19 protein-coding genes are annotated in these 23,640 nt (G+C 65.1%); 13 read left to right on the forward strand and 6 right to left on the reverse strand.

All coding sequences use genetic code 11. The features are described 5' to 3' along the window. Positions 1-111: 111 nt before the first annotated feature. Positions 112-3,330: an ExeM/NucH family extracellular endonuclease gene (locus PG896_RS13940; protein WP_270835814.1), complete on the reverse strand. Its 3,219-nt coding sequence runs from the start codon at positions 3,328-3,330 to the stop codon at positions 112-114. 596 nt (positions 3,331-3,926) lie between these two features. Here PG896_RS13940 and PG896_RS13945 point away from each other — a divergent pair. The 4 genes from PG896_RS13945 to PG896_RS13960 all read left to right on the forward strand — a co-directional run bounded on the left by PG896_RS13945 (position 3,927) and on the right by PG896_RS13960 (position 8,250). Further along, on the forward strand, positions 3,927-5,048 hold the full coding sequence (locus PG896_RS13945; protein WP_052815033.1) for an ABC transporter substrate-binding protein: 1,122 nt from the start codon (positions 3,927-3,929) through the stop codon (positions 5,046-5,048). Positions 5,049-5,149: 101 nt separating this feature from the next. Next, on the forward strand, positions 5,150-6,202 hold the full coding sequence (locus tag PG896_RS13950) for a FecCD family ABC transporter permease (RefSeq protein ID WP_053288212.1): 1,053 nt from the start codon (positions 5,150-5,152) through the stop codon (positions 6,200-6,202). Beyond that, positions 6,195-6,965, forward strand: coding sequence for an ABC transporter ATP-binding protein (locus tag PG896_RS13955; protein WP_052815035.1), 771 nt, complete (start codon positions 6,195-6,197; stop codon positions 6,963-6,965). The genes PG896_RS13950 and PG896_RS13955 overlap by 8 nt, the downstream gene beginning before the upstream one ends. Positions 6,966-7,020: 55 nt before the next feature. Next, a complete protein-coding gene (locus tag PG896_RS13960) occupies positions 7,021-8,250 on the forward strand; it encodes an MFS transporter (RefSeq protein ID WP_270835815.1) in 1,230 nt (409 codons plus the stop codon). Positions 8,251-8,456: 206 nt separating this feature from the next. Here PG896_RS13960 and PG896_RS13965 read toward each other — a convergent pair whose 3' ends face one another. From PG896_RS13965 to fadI, 5 genes are all read right to left on the reverse strand, one after another. Next, positions 8,457-9,341, reverse strand: coding sequence for an AEC family transporter (locus tag PG896_RS13965; RefSeq protein WP_053288214.1), 885 nt, complete (start codon positions 9,339-9,341; stop codon positions 8,457-8,459). 11 nt (positions 9,342-9,352) lie between these two features. Continuing rightward, complete coding sequence (locus PG896_RS13970) at positions 9,353-9,910, reverse strand: YaeQ family protein (protein WP_010674671.1); 558 nt, start codon at positions 9,908-9,910, stop codon at positions 9,353-9,355. A 188-nt stretch (positions 9,911-10,098) separates the two neighbouring features. Continuing rightward, positions 10,099-10,239: a TIGR02808 family protein gene (locus tag PG896_RS13975; RefSeq protein ID WP_005325161.1), complete on the reverse strand. Its 141-nt coding sequence runs from the start codon at positions 10,237-10,239 to the stop codon at positions 10,099-10,101. A 262-nt stretch (positions 10,240-10,501) separates the two neighbouring features. Then, the gene (fadJ, locus tag PG896_RS13980) at positions 10,502-12,649 is read right to left on the reverse strand and encodes a fatty acid oxidation complex subunit alpha FadJ (protein ID WP_270835816.1); all 2,148 of its coding nucleotides are present in this window, start codon (positions 12,647-12,649) and stop codon (positions 10,502-10,504) included. Next, positions 12,649-13,959 (reverse strand): acetyl-CoA C-acyltransferase FadI, encoded by a 1,311-nt coding sequence (fadI, locus tag PG896_RS13985; protein WP_039039117.1) that lies wholly within the window; start codon positions 13,957-13,959, stop codon positions 12,649-12,651. Before fadI ends, fadJ begins: the two co-directional genes overlap by 1 nt. Before the next feature lie 184 nt (positions 13,960-14,143). Between fadI and PG896_RS13990 the strand changes: the two genes are divergently transcribed. From PG896_RS13990 to PG896_RS14030, 9 genes are all read left to right on the forward strand, one after another. After that, the gene (locus PG896_RS13990; RefSeq protein ID WP_039039116.1) at positions 14,144-15,094 is read left to right on the forward strand and encodes an AAA family ATPase; all 951 of its coding nucleotides are present in this window, start codon (positions 14,144-14,146) and stop codon (positions 15,092-15,094) included. Between the two features lie 28 nt (positions 15,095-15,122). Continuing rightward, positions 15,123-16,013, forward strand: a complete 891-nt coding sequence (locus PG896_RS13995) for a DUF58 domain-containing protein (protein WP_270835817.1) — start codon at positions 15,123-15,125, stop codon at positions 16,011-16,013. Next, positions 15,998-16,555: a DUF4381 family protein gene (locus tag PG896_RS14000; protein ID WP_270835818.1), complete on the forward strand. Its 558-nt coding sequence runs from the start codon at positions 15,998-16,000 to the stop codon at positions 16,553-16,555. The genes PG896_RS13995 and PG896_RS14000 overlap by 16 nt, the downstream gene beginning before the upstream one ends. Then, entirely contained in the window at positions 16,552-17,514 is a 963-nt protein-coding gene (locus tag PG896_RS14005) for a VWA domain-containing protein (protein ID WP_270835819.1), read from the forward strand. The genes PG896_RS14000 and PG896_RS14005 overlap by 4 nt, the downstream gene beginning before the upstream one ends. Positions 17,515-17,535: 21 nt before the next feature. Beyond that, positions 17,536-18,996 (forward strand): vWA domain-containing protein, encoded by a 1,461-nt coding sequence (locus PG896_RS14010; RefSeq protein ID WP_010674663.1) that lies wholly within the window; start codon positions 17,536-17,538, stop codon positions 18,994-18,996. 5 nt (positions 18,997-19,001) lie between these two features. Beyond that, the gene (locus PG896_RS14015; protein WP_029314500.1) at positions 19,002-20,537 is read left to right on the forward strand and encodes a BatD family protein; all 1,536 of its coding nucleotides are present in this window, start codon (positions 19,002-19,004) and stop codon (positions 20,535-20,537) included. 30 nt (positions 20,538-20,567) lie between these two features. Beyond that, positions 20,568-21,158, forward strand: a complete 591-nt coding sequence (locus tag PG896_RS14020; RefSeq protein ID WP_029314498.1) for a sigma-70 family RNA polymerase sigma factor — start codon at positions 20,568-20,570, stop codon at positions 21,156-21,158. Then, on the forward strand, positions 21,151-21,894 hold the full coding sequence (locus tag PG896_RS14025) for a DUF3379 domain-containing protein (protein ID WP_270835820.1): 744 nt from the start codon (positions 21,151-21,153) through the stop codon (positions 21,892-21,894). Before PG896_RS14020 ends, PG896_RS14025 begins: the two co-directional genes overlap by 8 nt. 407 nt (positions 21,895-22,301) lie before the next feature. Further along, complete coding sequence (locus tag PG896_RS14030; protein WP_270835821.1) at positions 22,302-23,561, forward strand: outer membrane protein transport protein; 1,260 nt, start codon at positions 22,302-22,304, stop codon at positions 23,559-23,561. Positions 23,562-23,640 lie beyond the last annotated feature (79 nt).

The following is a 23,640-nucleotide window of genomic DNA, read 5'->3' on the forward strand; positions in this document are numbered from 1 at the left end:
AAAGCCAAACCACAGAAGTATGCGACGAGAAAACCTAGTAAAAACAATGCCAGTCAGGCTTAACTGACTGGCATTAGCCCGCAGGCCCCTTTTTATATTGAGACGTCATCCTCAGTGGCGACCGAAGGGCCACCAGGACTTGTCGTTGTCCTGGATGTCGACCCGGGTCTGCTGCAGGGCGCCGGGCTGGCCCCCTTCCACCCGATCGAGGCTCACCCTCAACTGCTCGGTGGGCTCCACAAACCAGTCATCGATGATCAGCACCTTGACCGACTTGCTGCCCCCCTCGCCCGCAGCCCAGCTCACGGTCTGGCTGAACCAGGGCAGGAAATCCAGCCCCCAGCGCGCCGTGACTCCGTCAAGGGCCACCCGGGCCCGGGCCGGCTTGCTCAGATCGCCGCTGCGCACCAGGGGGATCTCGGCAAACCACTGCCCCTCGTTCACCGTCATGCTGGCGCGCGCCAGCGAGATGGTGGACGGCGCCAGCTTGTCCTTGATGGTCACCAGGGTCTGGTGCTGATCCCCCAGGGCCGCGCCGCTCGGGTCAAACAGCTCCAGGGTAAAGGTCTCGTCCCCCTCGTGCAGGGTGTCGCTCTTCACCGGAATGCTGATGGTCTGGGGCTCGCTCTGCCCGGCGGCCCAGTGCAGGGTGCCGGTGAGGGGCGCCACGTCGCTTGTGTCCCCGCTGCCGTAGACGATGCGATAGCTGACGCTCGCCTCCCCGTGGCTGCCATCGCTGCGACTGACACTCAGGGACAAGGTATTCCCCTCCTCCACGTTCGCAGCGGCGCTCTCGAGACTCAATACCCCGGCGGGTGGCTGCGGATACTGGATGGCCACCAGCACCGGATCGTGATCCGAGGCGCTGAAGGGCCCTTCGGATTTCGCCAGCTGACCGCTGTACTTAGTGCCGTACTCGAAGAAGTTGCTCTCGGCGGAGTTGATGTGCCAATCCTCGATGCCGATCACCTTGGCCGCGAGGCTCGGGTTTGCCAGGGCGTGATCCAGGTTGCCGAGCTCCCCTTCGTAGCTGTAGGAGTAGGTGTCGGTGCCATGGAAGCGGGTATTGAGGTTCACCAGACCATACCCCTTGCCAAGGGCGCTGCCGCTCTCCTCGAAGGGCTGACCCGCCAGAGTGGTGAAGGAGGCGCTCATGATCTGGCGCGCCTGGGCGGCCGGATCATAGTCGGTCAGCACCCGGATGGGATCCTCCATGCCATAGGCGTTCATGTCGCCGATAAGCAGCAGATCCCCGGCCAGATCCTTGAGGTGCTCCCCCAGCACCTTGGCGGCGGAGACCCGCAGCGCGTTGCAGTGGCCCTGGCCATCCAGCGGATCGGCGCTGGCGTAGTCGGGGTAATCCTCGAAGCAGGCGGAGCCCTTGGACTTGAGGTGGTTGACCACCAGGGTCAGGGGCGCATCCCCCTTGGGCGAGCTGAAACGCTGCACCAGCGACTCGCGCATCCCCTGATTGATGGTCACCGGTTTGCCGCTGGCGTCCACCGCCTCGGCCTGCTGCACCGGCAGCGCGATAAGGCTGGCGGCCCCCTCCGGGGTCACTTTGGCGGGTCGGTAGATGAGCCCCACCGTGATGGCGTCGGTGCCAATGGGCTTGCCATCCGGCGAGGCAATCCAGCGGTAGTGATCCGCCTCGTCCGGCTGGGCGGCGTTGAGGGCCGTAACCAGATTGGCGATGGCGGAGTTGTCGCCATAGCCGTTGTTCTCGATCTCCATCAGCCCCACCACGTCGGCATTGAGGCGGGTGATGGCGCTGACTATCTTGGTGCGCTGCAACTCGAACTCCGCCACCGTCAGGGCGCCCCGGTTGCTGCCGGTGGGGTTGGCATCCCCGCCCACGACCGTGGTGAAGAAGTTGAGCACGTTGAAGCTCGCGACCCGCAGATCCCCCGCCTCGGCAAGTTCCGGCGTTTCCACCCGATCCCAGCCACTGTGATCTATCTGGCTCGCGTCGATGCGATTGCTGGCCACCAGCCTGAACAGGTTGTAGGAGTAACCAAGCGCCCCCTCCAGCCCGTTGAGCTTGTCGCCGATGCGCAGGTAACCGTCCTCGGCGTTGAAGCCGGGGAACCAGGGCAGCACACCGTCCGGCGCCTTGGCGTCGGTCTCCACCACCAGCTGGTTCTGCTGGTTGCGAAGGGCCCAGTCGCTCGCCTCCTGGCTCATGGCGGCAAATTTCTGGGTCGACTTGATGAGCGGCGCGCCATAAGAGAGCACCAGGTTGTTGCGCTTGCCGTCGTAATCGAAGCTGAAGTTGCGGGTCACCACCAGGCTGGAACCGGGCACCAGCCGTACCTGCATCCCCTCGTGACGCTCCAGCAGCTGGCTCAGGCTCTCGCCCGCCACCGGCAGCAGATCCACCGCAGCCGGGATGGCCCCTTGCGGCCGGGTCACCACCAGCTCGTCTGCGTTGATCTGGGTCTGGTTGAAATACTCCTTCACCTTGCCAGACACACACACCTCGGCCCCCGGCACGACGGCAGCGTTGGCCTTGGTGGTGTAGACGAAGAGGCCGTCGGAGGTAGCCGCATTCCCGTCCCCCTGCTCGTCCTGAATGAAGAAGCCCTTGTAGAGGCCGCTCACTACCTGGGTCACCACGCCGCGGGTGGCGTAAGCCTGTTCCGATTCGAACTTGCCGGCTGGCACCAGGGGGCTGCTGGTGCCGGGGCCCTGAATGGCGGGCACCGGCACCAACTGATCCACCGGGCAGACGAAGGCGGGCGGCTGGGTGCCATCGCAGGGACCATCGCCACTGCAACCCAGGCCACTGGCGTCATCTTTCGGGGCGGCCACGTATTCCTGCGCCGGATCAAAAGGCGACGTCGCATCAGTGCGGCCCATGGTGACGGTGGCCTTGCGGCGCAGGGTCATGTCCAGGGTCGAAACGTTGCCGGAGACCCAGGACGTGCCCGGATCCACCCCTACCTGGCCGAAGCTGTCCACTATCTCGCTGCCGCGATAGAGCACCAGGGCATCGTCGCCGTTGAACACCAGGTTGCCGCTGGTCTGATTGGCCTTGGCCAGGATCTCGGCATTTGCGGAGGGGTTGGCCAGCACCAGACTGGCGCCCGGGGCCAGGGTGCCTTGCAGCGCCAGGCTGTTGGTGGGGGATTCGCTGATGGGTTTGCCGTTGGCGTAGAGGGCCAGCCGGTATTGTGAGAGATCGACGGCGTCGCTGCCGAGGTTGCTCAGCTCCACCGCCTTGTTGTTGCCGGACCCTTCCAGGTATTCGGTGATGAGCAGTTGTGCCTGTGCCTGTCCAGCGAGCGCCAGCCCGACGGCCAGCGCCACCAGAGAGTGTCTTCCTGACATGGTCAGTTTCCTTTTTTATTTGCAGATCATGTTATTGGCGCCCCGCACAAGGCGGGCCGCAGCACCTTGGATGCAGCCATCAGCGGGAGGCATGTCAGCCCCCGGCCGAAACTGCGCGCCCACTCTGCCCCGTCGACGCCGGGGCTGCTGCGAGCTGGCTAACAATGACAACAAAATGTTGCGCCAAGGTGACGGGCAATACCCGAATGGGCAGTGTCTGCCATCGCTGCGCAGTAAGTTGTCGCCCCCCAGCCCCTGCTGGCTGCCTCCGTCAGGGAGCGACATCGGCTCCGGGGCAGACGGGGGGAACACTACGGCGGCCTCTGCCCGGTACCATTTCGTGAACAGCGCCACTCACAGACTCCGAATCATGGGCAAATCCATGGGTGCCATACCGGGCGCCACCCCCTTCGTGGCCCGAGAAGGCAGAAAACCGCGGGATGAGACTCTCTCCTGGTGCTCTTGTGGAACCGGTTTCAGTAATGACAGAAATAACAAGAGAGGGGATGACACAAACGTTTGTTGCTTTTGCGCTCGCGAATGGCAATAGTTCTCACTTTCTTTTTTGACCGTCTCTATTCTCGAGGTGCTACAAGATGTTTCGTCACCCCCTGGCAAAGTTGCTGCTGCTCGGCCAGCTCGTCCTGGTGAGCTGGATGGCGCAGGCCGCCCCCCCCGTTGAAGTGGAAGATGTGATGGGCCGCAAGGTCTCCCTCAGCCTTCCGGCAAGCCGCATCGTGCTCGGTTTCTATCCCGAAGATTACCTGGCGGTGGCCGGTGAAGGCGGGGCCGAACGCCTGGTGGGCATGTCCCTGGGCTGGTTCATGAAGTCCCGTCCCGCCATCTGGTCTCTCTACGTGGCCAGCCAGCCACAACTGGCCAAGGTCCCCGACCTTGGCAACGTACAGGATCAGAGCTTCTCCATCGAGAAGACCCTGGCGGTCAAGCCCGACCTGGTGATCCTGGCGAAGTGGCAATATGAGGCCCTGGCCGCCGACCTGCCACGCCTTGAGCAGGCGGGGATCCCGGTGGTGGTCATCGACTACAACGCCCAGACCCTGACACAGCACATGGCGAGCACCCTGCTGCTTGGCAAGCTGACCGGCCAGGAGGCCCGCGCCCGGAAGATGGCCGACGAGTACAAGGCCAAGATTGACACCATCACCTCCCGCATCGCCGCCGCGAAGCGCACGCCGCCCCGGGTCTACATCGAGCTGGGTGACAAGGGTCCGGCCGAGTACAGCTACACCTATGGCAAGGACATGTGGGGCGCCATGGCCCTGCTGGCCGGTGGCGACAACGTGGCCGCCCCCTTCGTCGATCGCTGGGGCCCCATCCACCCGGAACAACTGCTGGCGAGCAAGCCCGAGGTGATCCTGATGGCGGGCTACGAGAGCGTGAGCAGTGCCGTCGCCATGCAGGTGGGCCAGGATGTGTCGGCAGAGACCGTGCGCCAGCGTCTGCAAGGCTTTGCTGCCCGTCCGGGCTGGAGCGAGCTGCCTGCGGTGAAGGAGGGTCGCCTCTACGCGGTCTATCACGGCGCCACCCGCAGCATCATGGATGCCGCCCTCATCGAGTTCATGGCTAAGGCCCTCTATCCGGACCTTTTCCAGGATCTCGCTCCCCTGGCCACCTATCAGGCGTTCTACCAGCACTACCTGCCCATCCGTCCCCAGGGCACCTTCATGCTGGGCATCAAGCAGGATGACGCAAGCTAACCCCGGCAATTCGGGTGCGGCCCACCTCGGCCACGCCCTCTTCAGCAACCCTCTTGGATTGTGTGGGCGCCTCTTGCGGCGCCCGTTTCAGGATTGACATCATGAATGATTTGGCTGCCCTGCAGCAGACCCTCGCCCGGCAGCGGCAACGGGAGCGCCGTCGCTGGCACTGGCTCCTGCTGCTCACCCTGGTCCTGTGCATTACCCTGGTGCTCGACATCGCCACCGGCCCCTCCCTGTTGGCCCTGCACGACGTGATCGATGCCCTGGTTTCCCCCGCCCAGGCCGATCCCATGACCCGCACCATCGTCCACGACATGCGCTTGCCTATCGCCCTCATGGCCCTGGTGGTCGGCGCCTCCCTCGGCCTTGGCGGCGTGCAGATGCAGACCCTGCTGGACAACCCCCTCGCCAGTCCCTACACCCTGGGGCTCGCGGCGGCGGCGGGCCTGGGCGCGGCGCTCGCCCTCTACACCGGCGGCCTCGGGCTCTCCCCCCTAGTGGCCATCCCGGCCGGCGCCTTCATTGTGTGCATGTTTGCCGCCTGCCTGCTGTTTGGGCTGGCCATGATGCGCCATGTCAGCAGCCAGACCCTGATCCTGGCGGGCATCGCCCTGCTGTTCCTGTTCCAGTCCCTGCTCTCCCTGCTGCAGTTCCTCTCCTCCCCCGAGCTCAACCAGCAGATCCTGTTCTGGCTGTTTGGCAGCCTGATGCGCACCACTTGGGACTCCCTGATCATCACCGCCGTCGTCACCCTGATCTGCACCCTGCTCATCTACCGGGATGCCTGGGCCCTCACCAGCCTGCGCCTCGGGGAAGCCCGTGCCCGCAGCCTCGGAGTCAACGTCGACAGGCTGCGCATGAAGACCCTGGTGCTGGTCGCCCTGCTCACCGCCACCGCCACCAGCTTCGTCGGCGTGATCGGCTTCGTCGGCCTGGTGGCCCCCCATATCGCCCGCATGCTGGTGGGGGAAGATCAGCGCTTTTTGATCCCCCTCTCCGCCCTGTGCGGGGCCTGCATGCTCTCGGCGGCCTCGGTGCTCTCCAAGTCCATCATTCCGGGAGCCCTCTTCCCCATCGGCATCGTCACCGCGCTCATTGGCGTGCCCTTCTTCATCTGGTTGATCCTCGGCAGGGGGCGTAAACGTGCTTGAAATATCCCGACTCTCCCTCTCCCTCGGCCAGCAGACCCTGCTGCGGGATCTCAGCCTCACTCTGCATCCGGGTCAGGTCCATGTGATCATCGGCCCGAACGGGACCGGCAAGACCTCCTTGATGCGCACCCTCTTCGGCGAGCTGACCCCGGACAGTGGCGACATCCGCCTCGGGGACCAGAGTGCCCGCCAGATGACGCAGGCCAGGTGGCGCCAGCAGTTTGGCTACATGCCCCAGAACATCCAGCTGGAGCTGGATCTCAGCGTCATCGAGGTGGTGGTGCTCGGGCGCCTCGACAGCCTCTCCATGCGCCTCGCGGACGAGGACATACTGGCGGCCGGCCGCGCCCTGCAGGCGCTCGGCATCGCCCATCTGGCGGATCGCCCCCTCTACTCCCTGAGCGGCGGCCAGCGGCAGATGGTGCTCTTCGCCCAGGTGCTGCTGCGCGATCCCCGCATCATGATGCTGGACGAGCCGGTCAGCGCCCTGGACCTGCACCACCAGATGCAGCTGATGGAGCACCTGTGCCAGCAGACCCGGGATCAGCAGTGGATCACCCTGGTGGTGCTGCACGATCTCAACCTGGCCGCCCAGTTTGCCGATCAGCTGATCGTGCTGGCAGGGGGGGAGCTCCAAGCCTTCGGCCCCCCCGCCCGGGTGCTCGACGCGGCCCTCATCGAGCGCCTCTACCAGGTGCCGGTGGAGATAAGCCACGATCAGCGCGGCATCCCCTTCCTCAGAACCCTGCGAAAGACGTCATGACACAGTGCTGCGCCACCCCGGCGACCTCCTCCCGACACGGTGGCGGGAGGCGACCATGAACGGCGCCTCCTACTGGCGGGACTGGCAGGGTATGAGCCCGGCCGCCCGCCTGCTCATCACCAATGGGCTCGCCTTCAACCTCGGCTTCTACATGATGATGCCCTTCCTCGCCCAGCACATGGGCAGCGGCCTGGGCCTGGCCGGCTGGGCCTGTGGCCTGGTCATGGGGATGCGGGTCTTCAGCCAGCAGGGGCTGTTCCTGCTAGGGGGGACGCTTGGGGATCGCATCGGCTATCACCCCGCCATCGTCTGGGGTTGCCTGGTGCGATCGGTCGGCTTCCTGCTGCTGGGCTGGGCCGAGTCCCTGCCCATACTGCTGCTGGCGGCGACCCTGACTGGCTTTGCCGGGGCCCTGTTCACCCCCTGCGCCCAGGCCTATCTGGCGAGCGAATGCCACAATCCGAGCCAGCGCCAGCGCGCCTTCGCCCTGCACAATCTCGCCAGCCAGGCGGGCATGCTGCTCGGCCCCCTGGTCGGCCTCACCCTGACCCAGCAGAGCTATGCCCTGACAGGGCTCTTGGCGGCGAGCCTCTTCGCCCTGCTCGGGGTGCTGCAGTATCGGGTGCTGCCCAAACGCCCGGTGGCCAACCAGAGCCCGCGCGGCGCCATCTTGCGCCAGTGGGGGGACATCCTGCGCCAGCGCCCCTTCATGGGGTTCACCCTGCTCGCGGGCAGCTACCAGATCCTGTTCCACCAGCTCTATCTGGCCCTGCCCGCCCATATCCAGAGCCTGCCGGACGCCACCCGGCTGCTCGGCGGCGTCTTCACCCTCTCGGCGGTGATCGGCGTCCTGCTCCAGCTGCCGGCATCGCGCCTGGTGGAGCGCCGTCTGGGGGTGCCGCTCGCCATGGGGCTCGGCATAGGGCTGATGGGGCTGAGCTATCTCGCCCTGCCCCTGCTCTCCCCCTGGCCGACGGCAGGCGTGTTGACGCAGGTGGCCCTGTTTTCCCTGGGCTCCATCCTCTGCTTCCCGCTCTTTGCCGCCCAGCTGCCCCGCTACGCTCCCCCTGACCAGCTCGCCAGCTACTACGGCTTCTATGCCAGCGCCGGCGGCTGCATGGCACTCTTTGGCAACCTGCTTATCGGTTTTATGCTGGGGGACGCGGGCACCCGCCCCACCACCGCCATCTGGACACTGCTGGCCCTCGCCGGCCTGATGGCTGGAGTTGGCCTCTATACCCAGCTGCGCAAGGATGGCCAGGTGCAACCTGCTCCCCATCAATAAACAGGGCGGCCTTGGCCGCCCGGTTTTATTCCCTTTCCTCCCCCTTCCACTTTCTGCCTTATCCGGCTAACCAGAACCTGTTTCAAGACCTTGCCAGATAAGCGAGCAAGCTCGGCTGTGCTCGATGAGCAAAGCAACATCGGACATGCACGATGGCGATAAAAAGGACGCCATCAGGCGTCCTTGCAGGTGAAAATAAGACCGGGTCAACTCCCCAGATGCAGCGCCAACCAGACCGCCAGCGGGATCACCACTATCGAGAGCGCGTTGCCGCCCAGCACTATGCTGGCCACCTTGTCGGGCTGGCACTGGTACTGCTCGCACAGGATGTAATTCAATACCGCCGGGGGCAGTGCCACCGAGAGTGTCAGCAGCGGGATCCAGGCAGGCTCCAGGGGCAGCAGCCAGACGGCGAGCCCAAGGGAGAGGCCCCCCGCCAGCAGATAGAGCAGGTTGCACTTGAGGGCCAGCCCCTGGTGATCCAGCTCCCCTTCCATCAGCCGGATGCCTAAGGCAAACAGCATCAGGGGCACCGCTATCTGGCCGAGCAGGGCGGCGCTGGTCACCAGGTATTCCGGCAGCGGGATATGCAGGTTGGCCACCAGCAGCCCGGCGAAGGCGGCCCAGAGCACGGGGCTTCTCAGCCAGAGCCAGCGGGAGCTGCTGGCCGAGAGGATGAACATGCCCACCGAGAAGTGGAGCAGGTTGGAGAGCACAAAGAGGATGACGATGGCGCCGAGCTGCTGCTCGCCAAAGGCGAGCACCATCAGCGGAATGCCGAGGTTGCCGGTGTTGCGAAACATGGCGGGCAGGATCAGCGCGGCCCGCTCTATCTCCTTGAGTTTGAGCAGGGAGAGCAGCAAGCCGGGCAGCAGGATCACCAGGGCACCGGCCCCCACAAGGGGCAAGTGCGCCGCGAGATCCAAGGGGTATTTCACCAGGGCCGAGAAGACCAGCGCCGGAGTAAAGAGTTCGATATTGGCCCGGTTGACATAACCCAGGGCCCCGCCCGGTCGCAACCGTCCATAGAGGGCGCCAAGGCCCACCGCCGCAAACACGGGAATGACGATATTGAGCAGGGCGCTGAACATGGGTATTCCGTTTACAGTTCGCGGGCCGGGCGTCCCATCAGCACCACGGGGTCCAGCGTCACCTCCTGGCTGCCGTTGCTGACCCAGAGCTGGCCGTCGGAGATGGTGCAGGTGAGCTGCATGGTGCGCTCCACCATGGCCGCCAGGGGCAGGGTCTGGCTGTCGGAGAGTTCGATGACGCTCAGGTTGTCGTGCAGACCGAGCTTGCCCTGGTTCTGCTTCCACCAGACGCTAGTGCCACGACCGCCATAGAGGTAGAGCACCACCTGGCGAGAGCGGTTGCATGCCTTCTTGAGGCGGCGCTCGTCCGGCTGACCCAGCTCAATCCAGAGTTCAATCTCATCGGAATAGTTCTTGCACCAGAGCTCGGGCTCGTCGTCGGCAGAGAGCCCCTTGGTGAACTCCAGCCGCTCGGCGGCATGCCAGGCGAAGGCCGCGAGGCGGATCATCATGCGCTCGTCGGTCTCGGAGGGGTGACGGGCCAGGGTGAGGGAGAAGTCCTGATAGAGATTGCGATCCATGTCAGACAAGCTGATCTGGGCCTTGAAGATGGTTGCCTTGAGCGCCATAGAAGTCGTGAACACCTGATAAAAGAGAAAGGGGCGGACATGCCGGGCGTCAGTGTAATCAAAATGGCCGCCGGGTTCGACCGTCTTGCGCTCCGTTTACCCCATCAGGGGCGGGCAAGTGCTTCAGAAGACACAAAAAACAAATGCCAGTCCGAGGACTGGCATTTGGCGGCATGAACGAGAGTGACTCACTTCTCGGCGGACTTGACCCCGAAGGCATTGAGCAGCAGGCAGCAGGTGACTGCCACGGCCACGAAGCCACTCAGAAAGATAAAGGGCATGGCCCCGTATCCCAATATGTTCCAGATGGTTTGTTCGAGCAGACTCATAGTGTGTCCTTCATCCAGTGAAATGGGTGTCCCTTTCGTGACGGGGTCGCCCCCGTTCCTGATGAGACTATTTGACCTCAACCCGCGCCTGAGTCCTATGCCACCAAAGTAATAAATGGGGCACCAGTTTGCGCCAGATCAAGGTTTTCCCCCTCCCCGCCCCGTTTTTCTTCGCGCCCCCGCCCCAAACCGGAAAGTTACGCCCAACAAAAAGCGAGGCGACCTTGGGGTCGCCTCGCTCGATGTATGCCGTCGAGAGCCATCAGTAGAAGGTCTGCTGCTCCGCCGCCATCGCTTTCAGCCGCGCACAGGGGGCGAAGCGGTCGCCAAAGCGCTTCTGATGGTGCTCAAGACGCCCCACCAGATAGTCGATGCCGAGGCTGTCCATGTAGCGGAACGGACCGCCCAGGAAGGGGGGGAAGCCGATACCGAAGATGGCGCCGATGTCGCCGTCCCGGGCCGAGGCCACCACGCCGCTGTCGAGCGCCATGGCCGCCTCGTTGAGCATCAGCAGCACGCAGCGCTCGGCGATCTCCTGCCTGGCCAGCCTGGCCTGGGGCTTGACGCCGAGCACGTCGTAGACGCTCGCGTCCACCGTCTTCTTGCCCTCCTTGCCGGTGAGCCGGTTGCGCGGCGCCGCCTTGCCATAGAGGTAGAAGCCCTTGCCGTTCTTGCGCCCCTTGCGATCGTCTTCCAGCAGCTTGTCAAACGCCTTGGGGGCCTGGAACTGCTCACCACCCAGCTCCTTTTCGAGGATGGGGGAGATCTTGGCCCCCACGTCGATCCCCACCTCGTCCAGCAGGGTGATGGGGCCCACCGGGAAGCCGAAGTCGAGCAGGGCGCCGTCCAGCACCTCCACCGGCTCCCCTTCCAGCACCAGGCGGGCCGCCTCGTTCATGTAGGGGGCCAGGATGCGGTTGACGTAGAAACCCGCCTCGTCCTTCACGACGATGGGGGTCTTGCCCTGGGCCCGGGCGAACGCCAGGGTGGTGGCCACCGTCTCGGCGCTGGTACCCGCGTGGGGAATGATCTCGGCGAGCGGCATCTTGTCCACCGGGCTGAAGTAGTGCAGCCCCACCACCCGCTCCGGATGCGTCGCCGCCGAGGCGATCTGGTGGATGGGCAGGGAGGAGGTGTTGGAGGCAAACACCGTGTGCTCAGCGCACTCGCGCTCCACGTCCTGCACCATCCGGTGCTTGAGATCGATATCCTCGAACACCGCCTCCACCACCATGTCGACCCGGTGGAAGCCGGAGTAGTCCAGGGTGCCGGTGAGCAGGCTCATCTGTTTCTCCAGTTCGCTGCGCAGCAGTTGGCGACGCTTGAGCTTCCTCGCGAGGATGTCGTAGCTGTAGCGCATGGCGTTGCCGATGCCGGCGCTCGCCACATCCTTGATCCGCACCGGTACCCCCGCCTTGGTGGCGGTGACGAAGGCAATACCCCCCCCCATCATGCCGCCCCCCAGCACGGCGGCATGACCCACCTTGCGCGGCTCGGCCCCCTGATAGCTCACCTCTTTCTTCATCTCCGTGGTGGCGAAGAAGAGGGAGCGCAGGGCGGCAGATTCCGGCGTCATCACCAGCTCGCCGAAGTGGCGGGCTTCGGCCAGCAGGCCGGCCTGCATCCCCTCCTCCACGCCGATGCGCACCACCTCGATGATACGCTCCGGCGCCGGGTAGTTGCCCCGGGTCTTGGCCTTGACCCCCTTGCGGGCCTGATCGAACAGCACCTTGCGACCAAATTTGTTGGTCTCCAGCACCTTGCCCTGCAGATCCCGTTTCAGGTGGTGGCGCGGCTTGCCCTTCTTGGCAAGCTTGATGGCGGCCTCCAGCAAAATGGACGGGGGCACCATGTCATCCACCAGCCCGAGCTTCCTGGCCTGTTTGGCCCGCACCTGCTTGCCGGTCAGCATCAGATCCAGTGCCTTGGCTACCCCGATGAGGCGCGGCAGGCGCTGGGTACCGCCGGAGCCCGGCAGCAGGCCGAGCTGCACTTCCGGCAGGCCCAGCACGGTTTTACCGTGATCGGTCACCACCCGGCCATGACAGGCGAGCGCCAGCTCCAGCCCGCCGCCGAGGCAGGGGCCGTGAATGGCGGCGATCACCGGGATCCCCAGGGCTTCGATCTCGGCGAACACGTCCTGTCCGGCCCGGGACAGCGCTTCGGCATCCTGGGCGCTGGTGCAGGCCGCCAGCATGGCGATGTCGGCCCCGGCAACGAAGGAGTCCTTCTTGCCGGAGACGATCACCAGGCCGATCAGATCCCCGTTCCCCTTCACCTCGGCCAGCAGAGTGCGGATCTCGTCCGCAAAGGAGGCCTTCAGGGTGTTCATGCTCTCACCGGGCACATCCATGGTGAGGATGCCGATGCCGTCTTTGCGAATATCCAGAGAAAAAGTCTTGGCACTCATCATTCCACCTCCAGCACCATGGCCACACCCAGCCCACCCGCCGCACAGGCGGTGTTGAGCCCCAATCCCCCACCCCGGCGCCGCAGTTCATGCAGGGTCTGGGTGATCATGCGCGCCCCGGTGGCGGCAAAGGGGTGACCAAAGGCCAAAGAGCCGCCGAGCACGTTGAACTTCTCCATGTCCACCTCGCCAATGGCCTGATCCCGGCCCAGCTTGTCACGGGCAAATTCGGCGCTTGCAAACATCTTGAGGTTGGCCAGCGTCTGGGCGGCAAAGGCTTCGTGCATGTCGATGAGGGTCAGATCCCCAAGGGTGATGCCGGCACGGTCCAGCGCCAGCGGCGTGGCATAGGAGGGGCCCATCAGCATGTCCTGCCATACGTCGATGGCGGAAAACGCGAAGCTGCGGATGTAACCCAGCGGCTCCAGACCCAGCTCGCGGGCACGCCCTTCGCGCATCATCAGCACGGCGGCGGCGCCGTCGGTAAGCGGAGTGGCGTTGGCGGCCGTCACCGAACCGTGGGCCCGGTCAAAGACCGGTTTGAGCTTGGCGTAACTCGCCAGATCCGAGCTTTCACGGATGTTGTTGTCCCGCTCCAGCGGCGACTTGTAGGGGGGCACGTGGGCGGTGAACACCTCACCATTCAATTTGCCCTGCGCCCAGGCTTCGGCCGCCAGGGTGTGGGAGCGGTGGGCCAGCGCATCTTGCGCCTCGCGGCTGATCTGGTGGGTCTTGGCCATCTGCTCGGCGGTCTGCCCCATGGAGAGACCGGTGGAATACTCGGCCACGGCCGGGGGCACCGGCAGCAGGTCCTTCAGGCGCAGACGGCGCAGAATATTGAAACGCTGCTGGAGGTTGCGCGCCTTGTTGAGATCCACCAGGGCGCGGGCCAGAGACTTGCTGACTCCGATGGGCAGCACGGAAGAGGAGTCGGCACCGCCGGCGATGGCGATGTCCACCGTGCCGGCCATGATGGATTCGGTGACATTGGCCACCGCCTGGAAACTGGTGGCGCAGGCGCGCGACACGCTATAGGCATCGGTGCTGACGCTCATGCCAGTGCCGAGCACGATCTCCCGGGCGATGTTTGGCGCTTCCGGCATCTGCACCACCTGGCCGAACACCAGCTGGTCGATGAGCTTGGGGTCGAGATCGGTACGGGCGAGCATCTCGCTCACCACCAGTTTACCCAGATCCACCGCAGGCACGCCGTGAAAAGCGGTGGCCTGCTTGGCAAAGGGGGTGCGCAGACCCGCCACGACGGCTATCCGTTCGCCCTGGCGAGTCGTCAGTTTCAATGGCTGTTTCATCCTGGCTCCTTGGGTTAAAAAGGCAGAGGTCTGACCTCATTGCGCCACATCTTAACAATCCGCTCACAACTTTCATACAGCTGATTGAAACTAAATTGCCCCCCATCTTGCCACCCTCCCTCGCCCTTGTGAGCCAACTGGGGTATAAAAAGATCAACTTCCATAAAAACAACGGGTTTATCGCATGGCAGCGGCCGAGTTCAGAGCACTTGGAGACTATCTGGGCAGCCAGATCCTGGGACAGGGCCCCCTCATCGAGGGGCTGCTGATCGCCCTGTTATGTGAAGGACATGTGCTGATCGAGGGGGCCCCCGGTCTTGCCAAGACCCGGGCGGTCAAGGCGCTGGCCGGTGCCGTGGAGGGGCGCTTTGCCCGTATCCAGTTCACCCCGGATCTGCTCCCAGCCGATCTCACCGGCAGCGAGGTCTTCCATCCCCAGGATGCAAGTTTCGTGTTTCAACCCGGCCCCCTGTTCAACCACCTGGTGCTGGCGGACGAGATCAACCGGGCGCCGGCCAAGGTGCAGTCCGCCCTGCTGGAGGCCATGGCCGAGCACCAGATCACCGTGGGCAAGAAGAGCTGGCGCCTGCCCTCCCTCTTCATGGTCGCCGCCACCCAGAACCCCATCGAGCAGGAAGGGACCTATCCCCTGCCGGAGGCCCAGCTCGATCGCTTCTTGCTCAAGCTGCTGGTGGATTACCCCAGCCCCGCCATGGAGCTGGCCATCCTTCAACTCAACGCCCGTGGCGACGCCCTGCCGACGCCGCCGGTCACCCTCAGCCAGTCCGACCTGCTGGAAGCCCGCACCGCCGTTCAGGGGGTACAGATGCAGGGGCGCCTCGAGCACTATCTGGTGCAACTGGTGTGCGCCACCCGCCCCGGCAGCGGCCTGTGCCCCGAGTTAGACCCCCTGGTCGCGGTGGGGGCCAGTCCCAGAGCCAGCATCGGCCTCGCAAGAGCCGCACGGGCCCGGGCCTGGCTCGCCGGGCGCGACTTCGTATTGCCCGAAGACATCCAGCAACTGGCGCCAGCCGTGCTGCGCCACCGCCTCATCCCGAGTTATCAGGCGCTGGCGGACAACCTCGATAGCGAGGCGCTCATCACCCTGCTGCTGGATGCCATTCCATGCCCCTGAGCCGGCCCCCACAGGTAGCCCTATCGCCATGACCCCCGTCGCCGAGCCCCGGGATCACCCCGACATCGCCCTCACCCTCCAGCGGCTGCTGGCGGTGCGCCTCTGGACGCGCCAGGGCGAGCGTGCCCGCATTCATCAGGCGGCCCAGGGGCGTATCGGGCGCCAGCCCGGGCTCCATTTCAGGGAGCTTCGCCTCTATCAGGCCGGTGACGAAGTGCGTCACATCGACTGGCGGGTCACCGCCCGCCTCGGTCGCCCCCACACCCGCCTCTACGGGGAAGAACAGGATCAGGCCCACTGGTTGCTGCTGGATCTCTCACCCGCCATGTACTTTGGCTCCCGCGCCCAGCTCAAGGCCCGCCTTGGCTGCGAGCTGGCCGCCGCCCTGCTCTGGCAGGGGGAGAAACAGGCCAATACCTTGATCTGCCAGGGCGCAGTCCCCCACACAGAGCACCAGCGCGGCTCTCTCATGCCTCTGCTGGAAGCGCTCTGCCGCCATTACGAGGCAGGGCTGGATCGCGCCCCCCCGCCTAGGACGCTGGCCCAGACCCTGGCACGACTCACCCTGCCCCACGGGGCCAGATTGACCCTGATAAGCCATCACCAGGCACCGGACCAGGCACTCTGCCAGCAGTTGCAACGTCTTCGCCTGCGCCACGATATCCACTACTGGCAGATCCGCGATCCCCTGGAAGCCGCCCTGCCCGAGCAGGGGCAGCTGGCAGTGCAGGCAGGCAGACACAGCGGTTGGCTCGCGGGAGAAGATCCCCGCTTTCGCGCCCGCTATCAGAGGGCGGCCGACGAACAGGCCGAGGCCTGTCGCCAGCAGTTACTGCCCCTGGTGACGCGCCTCTATCGCCTCGACAACGGCGCCACCCTGCAACGCCAGTGGCAGGAGGGTGGATGCCGTCTGTTTTGAGGGGGGAGCAGGACGTGCCCGCACCGGATGCATATCGCCAGCCCTCGTCCAGCGAGGCCTTGCAAGCCATTCGTGCCGAGCTGCGCGACATCCACCAAGGCCCCGCTCTCGAGCCTGCACAGGATCCTCGCCTGATGGCCCTCGGGGGGCTGCTGATCGCGGCGATCGCCGCTTGCCTGATCGCCACGACGGCCCTCACCCTGTTGCGCCAGCGCCGCTGGGCGCATCGGATAGACTGGCAGGCCGACGATCTCGTCCCCAAGCTGCAGGATGCCCTGCGAGAAGCGGCCATGGCCCGCTGGCCCGAGGCGGCCCCCCTGCAAGGGGAGGCCTGGCTCGCCTGGCTGGACAACAAGGGGGGGAGCGATTTTTCCCGCTTTGCCGCCCAGTGGCCGCTCTGGCTCTATGGGGGCAGAGTGCCCGATGAGACGCAGCGCAAAAGATTGCGCCTCGCCTATCTCGCCTGGGGGCGACGCTGCGTCAGTGCGCCGCGATTCCCGGCAAGCAAGCGAGGGGCACCTCCCCCGGAGGGTACGCGATGATCCTCGCCTGGCCCTGGTTTTCCCTCGCCCTCGCCTTGCCGCTGCTGGTGCGCTTCGGCCTGCCTCCCATGAAGGGGCGCAAGGGAGGAAACCGGCTCGTTCACGGAGGTTTTCCCCTGCTCCAGCCCCAGGCGGGGCAGCCCTTGTGGCGCATGATGATCTGCTGGTGCGCCCTGGTACTGGCCCTGTGCCGCCCCCAGTGGCAGGAGCCCCCGATCATTCACTACCAGAGCAGCCGGGACCTCATCCTGGCGGTGGATCTCTCCGACAGCATGCGCACCCAGGACATGCTGGATGACGGAGAGCAAACGGACAGGCTTGCCGCGGTGCGCCAGCAGATAAGCAACCTTGTCGCCTCCCGCCCGGGGGATCGCATCGCCCTCGTCGTCTTTGCCGATCACGCCTATCTGCTCTCCCCCCTCACCCAGGAGACCGGGGCCCTGCTCACCCTGGCCAGGGAGCTCGACTTCGATCTGGTGGGGCGCACCACGGCCCTGGGGGAAGCCATCCTGCTGGCACGCCAGCACGCCGACCCCACCCGCCCCACCGCCCTGCTGCTGGTGACGGACGGGCGCAATACCTCGGGCAATGCGGATCCCCTGACCGAGGCCAGGCTCGCCGCCAAAGCCGGCATCCGTCTCTATACCCTGGGGGTGGGCGCCGACCCCGACACCTTCGCCGGGCCCGCTGGGGACGCCGATCCCAGTGCCGAACTGGATGAAGCCCTGTTGCAGCAGCTGGCGACGCTGGGAGGAGGCCGCTATTTTCGCGCCCGCAACCGGGGCGATCTCGCCACCATCAACCAGGCCATCGACACCCTGGAGCCCCTCGCCCGGCCCCAGATCCTCTCCCGGCCCCACCAGGAGCTCTACCCCTGGCCACTGGCCCTGGCCTGGCTGCTGCTCTGCTGGCCAGCCCGCTGGCACATCCCCCTGTCACACAGGCCATCCCATGAATAGGCAGGCCATGATGGTGGCACCATGGAGCTGATCTTGCTGCGCCCCCTCTGGTTGCTGGCCCTGCTCCCCTGGCTGTGGCAGGGGTGGCGCCGCCGCCGCGATCCCGGCTTGCTCTCCCCGGCCATGCAGGCCTATCTGCTGCCGAGCCGCTATCGGGCCATCCCCTGGCGCTGGCTTGCCTGTCTGCCGGTGATCCTGGCGCTCTCGGGCCCCGCCCTGCGCCAGCAGAGTCTCCCCATGCCGAGCCCGGCCCTTGATATCTGGCTGCTGGATCTCTCCGACTCCATGCTGGCACAGGATCTGGCGCCGGACCGGGCAACCCGGGTGAGACTGGGATTGCAGGAGATGCTGGCCGACATAGCGCGGCAGGACGCGGCCCATCCCATCGCCCTCATCCTGTTTGCCGGGGATGCCTACCTCGCCATGCCTCCCACCCGGGATCATCAGGCCATCGCCCTGCTGCTGCCGGACCTGCGCCCGGCCATCATGCCTGTCCAAGGCAGCGCCCCCGAGCGCGCCGTTGCCCTGGCCCTCACCCTGATCCCGCCGGGCCAGTCCGCCCGTCTGCTGCTCGTGACCGACGGCCTCTCCGGGACAGCGCGCGATCGCATCGCCGCCCTCTTGCCCTGCCTCAACGACCTGTTCTGCAAGGCAGGCTCAGCCCCGCGGCTCGACATCCTGCTGGCCAGCGGGGGCAAGGAGACCCGGCTGCCCGGCGTGGCTGCAGAGCGCTGGCAGCTCGGCAGCCCGATCGGCCACACCTTGCCGGCGCCCGACGAGGAGGCCATGACCGCCCTTGCCGCCAGTACCGGAGGCAGGCTGGCCTGGCTCGATTCCGGCCTGCCCCGCTTTGCCCCCCTGCCCATGGGCCAGGCCCTGACGCAGGGGCAATCCCGGGATCTCGGCCCCTGGCTGCTCATCCCCTTGCTCCCCCTGGCGCTGCTGGCGCGGATCGGCGCCCACTGGCTGCTGGTGATCCTCGTCATTGGCTTCGCGCCCCCTTCCCTGCAGGCGGCCTCCCGACAAGATGAAGCAGGCTGGCAGGCTTATCGCCAGGGACACTATCGGGAAGCGGCCAACGCCTTCCAGGATCCGGTCTGGCAAGGCAACGCCTGGTATAGATCCGGGGATTACGCCAGGGCCGTCGCCGCCTATGGCAGGGCAAACAGCGCCACCGCCCACTACAACAGGGGCAATGCCCTGGTCTGGCTCGGGGATCTTGCCGCCGCGGAGCAGGCCTATCTGAGCGCCCTTCGCCTTGAACCTGGGCACAGGGATGCCTTGCACAATCTGGCCCTGCTGCGGGCCAACCCGCCGCAGACAACGCCCTCGGCAAATACCCCGGAGCAGGCCGACACTCCCGACCCCGCCCGCGCCTCAGAGGCTCCCCGCCCCCCGGCGCCCCCCGTGCTGCTGCTGGAGCAGCGTCTTCGCAAGGAGGCCCTGCGCCGCCCCCTGATCAAGGTGGAGGAGCCCTGGTGATCCTCGTGCTGCGCTTGCTCTCCCCCCGGATCGGCTGCTGGCTGCTGCTCGCCCTGTGCGCCATGCGGGTGCAGGCCGTCCCTGTCGAGGCCGAGCTGTTGCCGGGGGCGAGCGAGCGCGACTGGCTGCTCGTCATCGAGGCCGACGGGCTGCACCGCGATGAGGATCTCAACCTGCAACCGCTGCTGCGCCAGTTTGCGGTCGGGCGGGTCAGCATCCAGCGGGTCAGTGCCCAGAGCCGCAGCCTGACCCGCTGGCAGATCCCCCTGCACCTGCTCGATACCAGCCCGCGCCAGGTGCCCTCCCTGCCCCTTGGCGCCGATCTCACCCCCTCCCTGGCGGTACCGACACGTTCCCTGGACGACACCCTGATGCCGACACAAGACCCGGTATTCTCTCCGGTCGAGCTGCAGGCCCGGGTGCTCCATGAGGGGAATCTCTACCCCGGCCAGCCCTTCATCTATGAGCTGACCCTCTGGCTGCCAGCCAACCTGGAGGCCCCCAACCTCGGCGAGCCCATCACCCCGGCCTTTACCATTCGCCGCCTCGGCGAGGATCGCTGGGACTCTCCCGCCAGCCCCGGCCTGCCCGGGCGTCTCACGCGAAAATGGCTGCTGCAGGCCAAAGGGCCCGGACTCCATCCCGTCGAATCCCCCCGCTTTCAGGGGCGGTTGCCGCCCCAGGACGCGGCCGGTGCGACCGCGCCGGGCAACGCGGGGGATCTGCTGTCCGTCAGGGCGGCGACCCTCTTCATCAAGGTGGACAAGGCCCCCCTGGAGCCGGTGGCGAGCAGCCTGGTGCTGCGCCAGCAGTTCAGCCCGGCCCAGGCCAGGGTGGGTGAGCCGGTGATCCGCACCCTCACCCTGGTAATGGAAGGGGGGGATGGCAACCGCCAGCCCCCCTTGCCGGCCCCGCCCCTGCCCGCCGGCCTCTCCATGAAGCCGGACGGCGAGCAGCAACAGGAGCGATTCGTGGCCGAGGGGGCGCTTCGCTTCGAGCGCCAGTGGCGCCAGGCCCTGACCGCCGACGAGGCGGGGCGCTATGTGCTGCCCCCCCAGACCCTGCGCTGGTTCAACACCCAGAGCGGCCGCATCGAGGAGGCGCGCCTGCCCGCACATTCTCTGGTGTTCACGGCAAGGGAGAGCGCCACTCCCGCCTCCCCCGCACCAGGGGTCCAGTATCTCTATTGGGTGCTCCTGGCCATCCTGCTGCGGGCATTCATGCGCCGCTGGCCGCGCTGGCGCGCCTTCTATCGCCTGCAACGGGCCCTCGCCACGGGCTCTCCTGACGAGGCCAGGGAAACCCTGCTGACCTGGGCCGTCCTGCGCTGGGCCCCCCCCTGTCTTCATCTGGCCAGGCTGCCCTGTCACCGCGACCCCGCCATGGGGGCGCTGCTGGACGACCTGGATCGGGCCTGTTTTTCCCCCAAGCGAGTCCCTGGCGAACACCTGCCCAGACAGGCGCTCGCCAGGGAGTTGTGCACCTGGGAGAGCTTTGCGATAGCCTATGGTCTTCGAATACTGGCGTGGATGCGTGCATGATGCGCCCCTCATGAAACAGGACACCCCTTTATGGCGTTAGGTTTTTTCAGAAGAAAAAGGGCCGACACGGGAAAGGATCCCTGCACTTCTCCGGTCTATGGGGAGATGGCTGACAAACAAACCAAGTACGAAGCCCTGGTGCACGCCCTGCACGGGGACATCTACCGCTACGCCTACTGGCTGTGCCGGGATCCGCAAATCGCCGAGGATCTGGTGCAGGAGACTTTCCTGCGCGCCTGGAAGGCGATAGATACCCTGCTGGACGACAAGGCTGCCAAGGCGTGGCTCATCACCATATTGCGGCGGGAGAATGCCCGCCGCTTTGAGCGAAAGCAGTTCGATCTCGTCGACCTCGACGAGCACCCCCTACGGGATCAGGGTGTCCTGCCAAGCGAGCAGGAGATGGAGCACGAATGGCTCAGGCGTCACATCGCGCGCCTGCCTGCCGAGTATCAGGAGCCGCTGCTGCTGCAGGTTCTGGGGGGATTCAGCGGGGAGGAGATCGCCGAGCAACTCGGCCTGAACAAGAACACCGTCATGACAAGGCTGTTTCGCGCCCGCAACCAGATAAAAGAGGCCATGGAGTCTGCGAAACAACAGAGAGGACACACCAATGGATGAGCTTGAATTTCGCCGCCGGGCCATCACTCACCCCTCGGACAGGGATCCCGCCTTCTTGAAAGCCGCCGAGGCGTCACCGGCCAATCGCAAGCATCTGGACGAGATGCAGCAGCTCGAGCGCCAGGTGCGCAGCACTCTGGAAGTGGACGTACCAGCCGGTCTTGCGGAGCGGATCCTGCTCAGGCAGGCGATGGCAGCCGAAGAGGAGCAGGTGGTCCCGCTGCCCGTCACTCCTGCACGCACGCCATGGCGCGCTCTGGCCATCGCGGCCTCGGTCGCCTTCCTGCTCGGCATGAGCACCCGCTGGATCAGCTGGCCTGTGGCACCGGACACCCTGTCGCTGGCTCAGGTCGCCATGTCCCACGTTTATGGGGAAGAGCCCTTCATTCATGCGGTGGATGAGCGGGTCAGCCTGCACACCATCAACGCGAAAATGGAGAAGTATGGCGCCACCCTGAGCGAGATGCCGGGCATGAAGGTCACCTATGTCAACCACTGCGCCTTCTACCAGGGACCGGCCCTGCACATGGTGCTGCAGGGCAAGATGGGACCGGTCACCCTGTTCCTCGTCCCCAAGCACCTGCCACTGGCGATCCAGCCCGATTTTGCCGATGGCCGGCTCAAGGGGGAGGTACTGCCGCTCAAGGGGGCCAACATGGTGCTGATCGGCGACATGCAGGAGCCGCTCGCCCCCGTCGCCCGGCAGATCGAGTCCCGCCTGCAGTGGTCCATTTAACAGATCTTAACCCTGGCTGACCGGAACCGGTGCCACGCAAAAACACAGGCAGACACCCTCAATGTCTGCCTGTTCATCTCAGAATCCCCGCACGTTCCCGCTTCTTGCCTCTCTGACATCACATTTTTGCCATTTATTTTGAATGACACGAACGAAACCCTTTGTTTCTTATTTATCCAATAATGGATAAAACAGACCAATAAAACGGCAAATTCAAACAAATGATTAACACAATGGAAACTTTTATGTATTCTGCTGTCACTGGTCTGATTTCTTACCTCCTACCAGATCCATAGAATCACGCCAGAAATGTATGGGAAGAAGCTGACATAACAACAGATCATGTCGTCAATAGCCGCCAAAGATCCGCGATGTCGACAGAAAATCTGCTACAAAGAGAGAACACTATGACGACTGCCTTTTTCAAGAAAAGCCTGATCGCTACGGCCATGACCCTGGCCAGCACCCAGACCTTCGCCGCCGCGTTCCAGCTGAACGAACACTCGGCCTCCGGTCTGGGCCGTGCCTATGCCGGTGAAGCCGCCATCGCCGACAATGCAGCCGTGCTGTCCCGCAACCCGGCAGCCATGACCACCTTCGACAAGATGGCTCTGTCTGTCTCCGGCACCTATATCAAGCCCGACGTGGATGTGGAGGGGAAAATTGCAGGTGCTATTCCGGCTAGCGAGAGCGACATCGCCCCCGATGCCTTCGTGCCGGCCAGCTACTTCATCCAGCCCCTGAACGATCAGTGGGCCTGGGGTATCGGCCTCTTCTCCAACTACGGCCTCTCCACCGAATATTCCAAGACCTTCGCGGCCGGTGCTGGCGCCGGTGACACCGAGCTGCTGACCTTCAACATCAACCCCAACATCGCCTATCGCATCAACTCCAGCTTCAGCGTCGGTGCCGGCATCAATGCCGTCTACGCCGCCGCCGAGCTGAACCGTTATGCCGGTGCGCTCTCCGCCGCCATTCCGGGTGCCAACTCCGATACCCGTCTGGCTCACCTGAAGGGCGACACCTGGGGCTTTGGCTGGAACGTCGGCACCCTGTACGAGATCAACGAAAACAACCGTCTCGCCCTGACCTACCGCTCCCAGGTGGACTTGAGCTTTGACGGCGACTTCCAGGGTGCCACCTCCGGCAACCGCGTCGTCGATGGCAACCTGAAGCTGGATCTGCCGGCCCAGGCCGAATTCGCAGGCTATCACCGCCTGAACCAGCAATTCGCTGTCCACTACTCCGTGAACTGGACCGACTGGAGCGCCTTCCAGGAGCTCAAGGCCACCAGCAGCAACTGCGCCGGCGGCGTGTGCCTGCAAAAAGACGAGAAGTTCAAGGACTCTGCCCGTTACGCCTTGGGCGGTACCTGGTACGTCAACCCGTCCTGGGAAGCCCGTATCGGCTTCGCCTACGACAACAGCCCCATCGAGCCGGAATACCGCAGCCTGAGCATTCCCGACTCCGACCGTATCTGGTACAGCGCCGGTGCCACCTACCACATCAACCCGGACATGAGCCTCGACTTCGGCATGGCCTATCTGGACGGCAAGGAAGTGGACGTGAACGAAGGCCTGCGCAACCACAGCGATGCGCTGCGCTGGAAGGGCACCTCTCACGGCAACGCCCTGCTGGCTTCCGCCCAGTTCAACATGAAATTCTGATTTTCATATCATCATCGAGAGCGCCCCAGGGCGCTCTTTTTTTATCCAATTTCGCCAATTGAGCGCACAGCTGTAGTAA

It is taken from the genome of Aeromonas sp. QDB30, assembly GCF_027707645.1.
In the GTDB taxonomy this organism is placed as follows: Bacteria; Pseudomonadota; Gammaproteobacteria; order Enterobacterales; family Aeromonadaceae; genus Aeromonas; species Aeromonas caviae.

Excerpts from the sequence above, each read along its gene's own strand:
- PG896_RS13965 (WP_053288214.1), bottom strand. The coding sequence starts at position 9,341 with ATGTTCAGCGCCCTGCTCAATATCGTCATTCCCGTGTTTGCGGCGGTG.
- PG896_RS13975 (WP_005325161.1), bottom strand. The coding sequence starts at position 10,239 with ATGAGTCTGCTCGAACAAACCATCTGGAACATATTGGGATACGGGGCC.
- PG896_RS14020 (WP_029314498.1), top strand. The coding sequence starts at position 20,568 with ATGGCGTTAGGTTTTTTCAGAAGAAAAAGGGCCGACACGGGAAAGGAT.
- PG896_RS14025 (WP_270835820.1), top strand. The coding sequence starts at position 21,151 with ATGGATGAGCTTGAATTTCGCCGCCGGGCCATCACTCACCCCTCGGAC.
- PG896_RS13960 (WP_270835815.1), top strand. The coding sequence starts at position 7,021 with ATGAACGGCGCCTCCTACTGGCGGGACTGGCAGGGTATGAGCCCGGCC.
- PG896_RS13995 (WP_270835817.1), top strand. The coding sequence starts at position 15,123 with ATGACCCCCGTCGCCGAGCCCCGGGATCACCCCGACATCGCCCTCACC.
- PG896_RS13945 (WP_052815033.1), top strand. The coding sequence starts at position 3,927 with ATGTTTCGTCACCCCCTGGCAAAGTTGCTGCTGCTCGGCCAGCTCGTC.
- PG896_RS13990 (WP_039039116.1), top strand. The coding sequence starts at position 14,144 with ATGGCAGCGGCCGAGTTCAGAGCACTTGGAGACTATCTGGGCAGCCAG.
- PG896_RS13970 (WP_010674671.1), bottom strand. The coding sequence starts at position 9,910 with ATGGCGCTCAAGGCAACCATCTTCAAGGCCCAGATCAGCTTGTCTGAC.
- PG896_RS14010 (WP_010674663.1), top strand. The coding sequence starts at position 17,536 with ATGGAGCTGATCTTGCTGCGCCCCCTCTGGTTGCTGGCCCTGCTCCCC.
- PG896_RS13940 (WP_270835814.1), bottom strand. The coding sequence starts at position 3,330 with ATGTCAGGAAGACACTCTCTGGTGGCGCTGGCCGTCGGGCTGGCGCTC.
- PG896_RS13950 (WP_053288212.1), top strand. The coding sequence starts at position 5,150 with ATGAATGATTTGGCTGCCCTGCAGCAGACCCTCGCCCGGCAGCGGCAA.
- PG896_RS14000 (WP_270835818.1), top strand. The coding sequence starts at position 15,998 with ATGCCGTCTGTTTTGAGGGGGGAGCAGGACGTGCCCGCACCGGATGCA.
- PG896_RS14005 (WP_270835819.1), top strand. The coding sequence starts at position 16,552 with ATGATCCTCGCCTGGCCCTGGTTTTCCCTCGCCCTCGCCTTGCCGCTG.
- fadJ (WP_270835816.1), bottom strand. The coding sequence starts at position 12,649 with ATGAGTGCCAAGACTTTTTCTCTGGATATTCGCAAAGACGGCATCGGC.
- PG896_RS14030 (WP_270835821.1), top strand. The coding sequence starts at position 22,302 with ATGACGACTGCCTTTTTCAAGAAAAGCCTGATCGCTACGGCCATGACC.
- fadI (WP_039039117.1), bottom strand. The coding sequence starts at position 13,959 with ATGAAACAGCCATTGAAACTGACGACTCGCCAGGGCGAACGGATAGCC.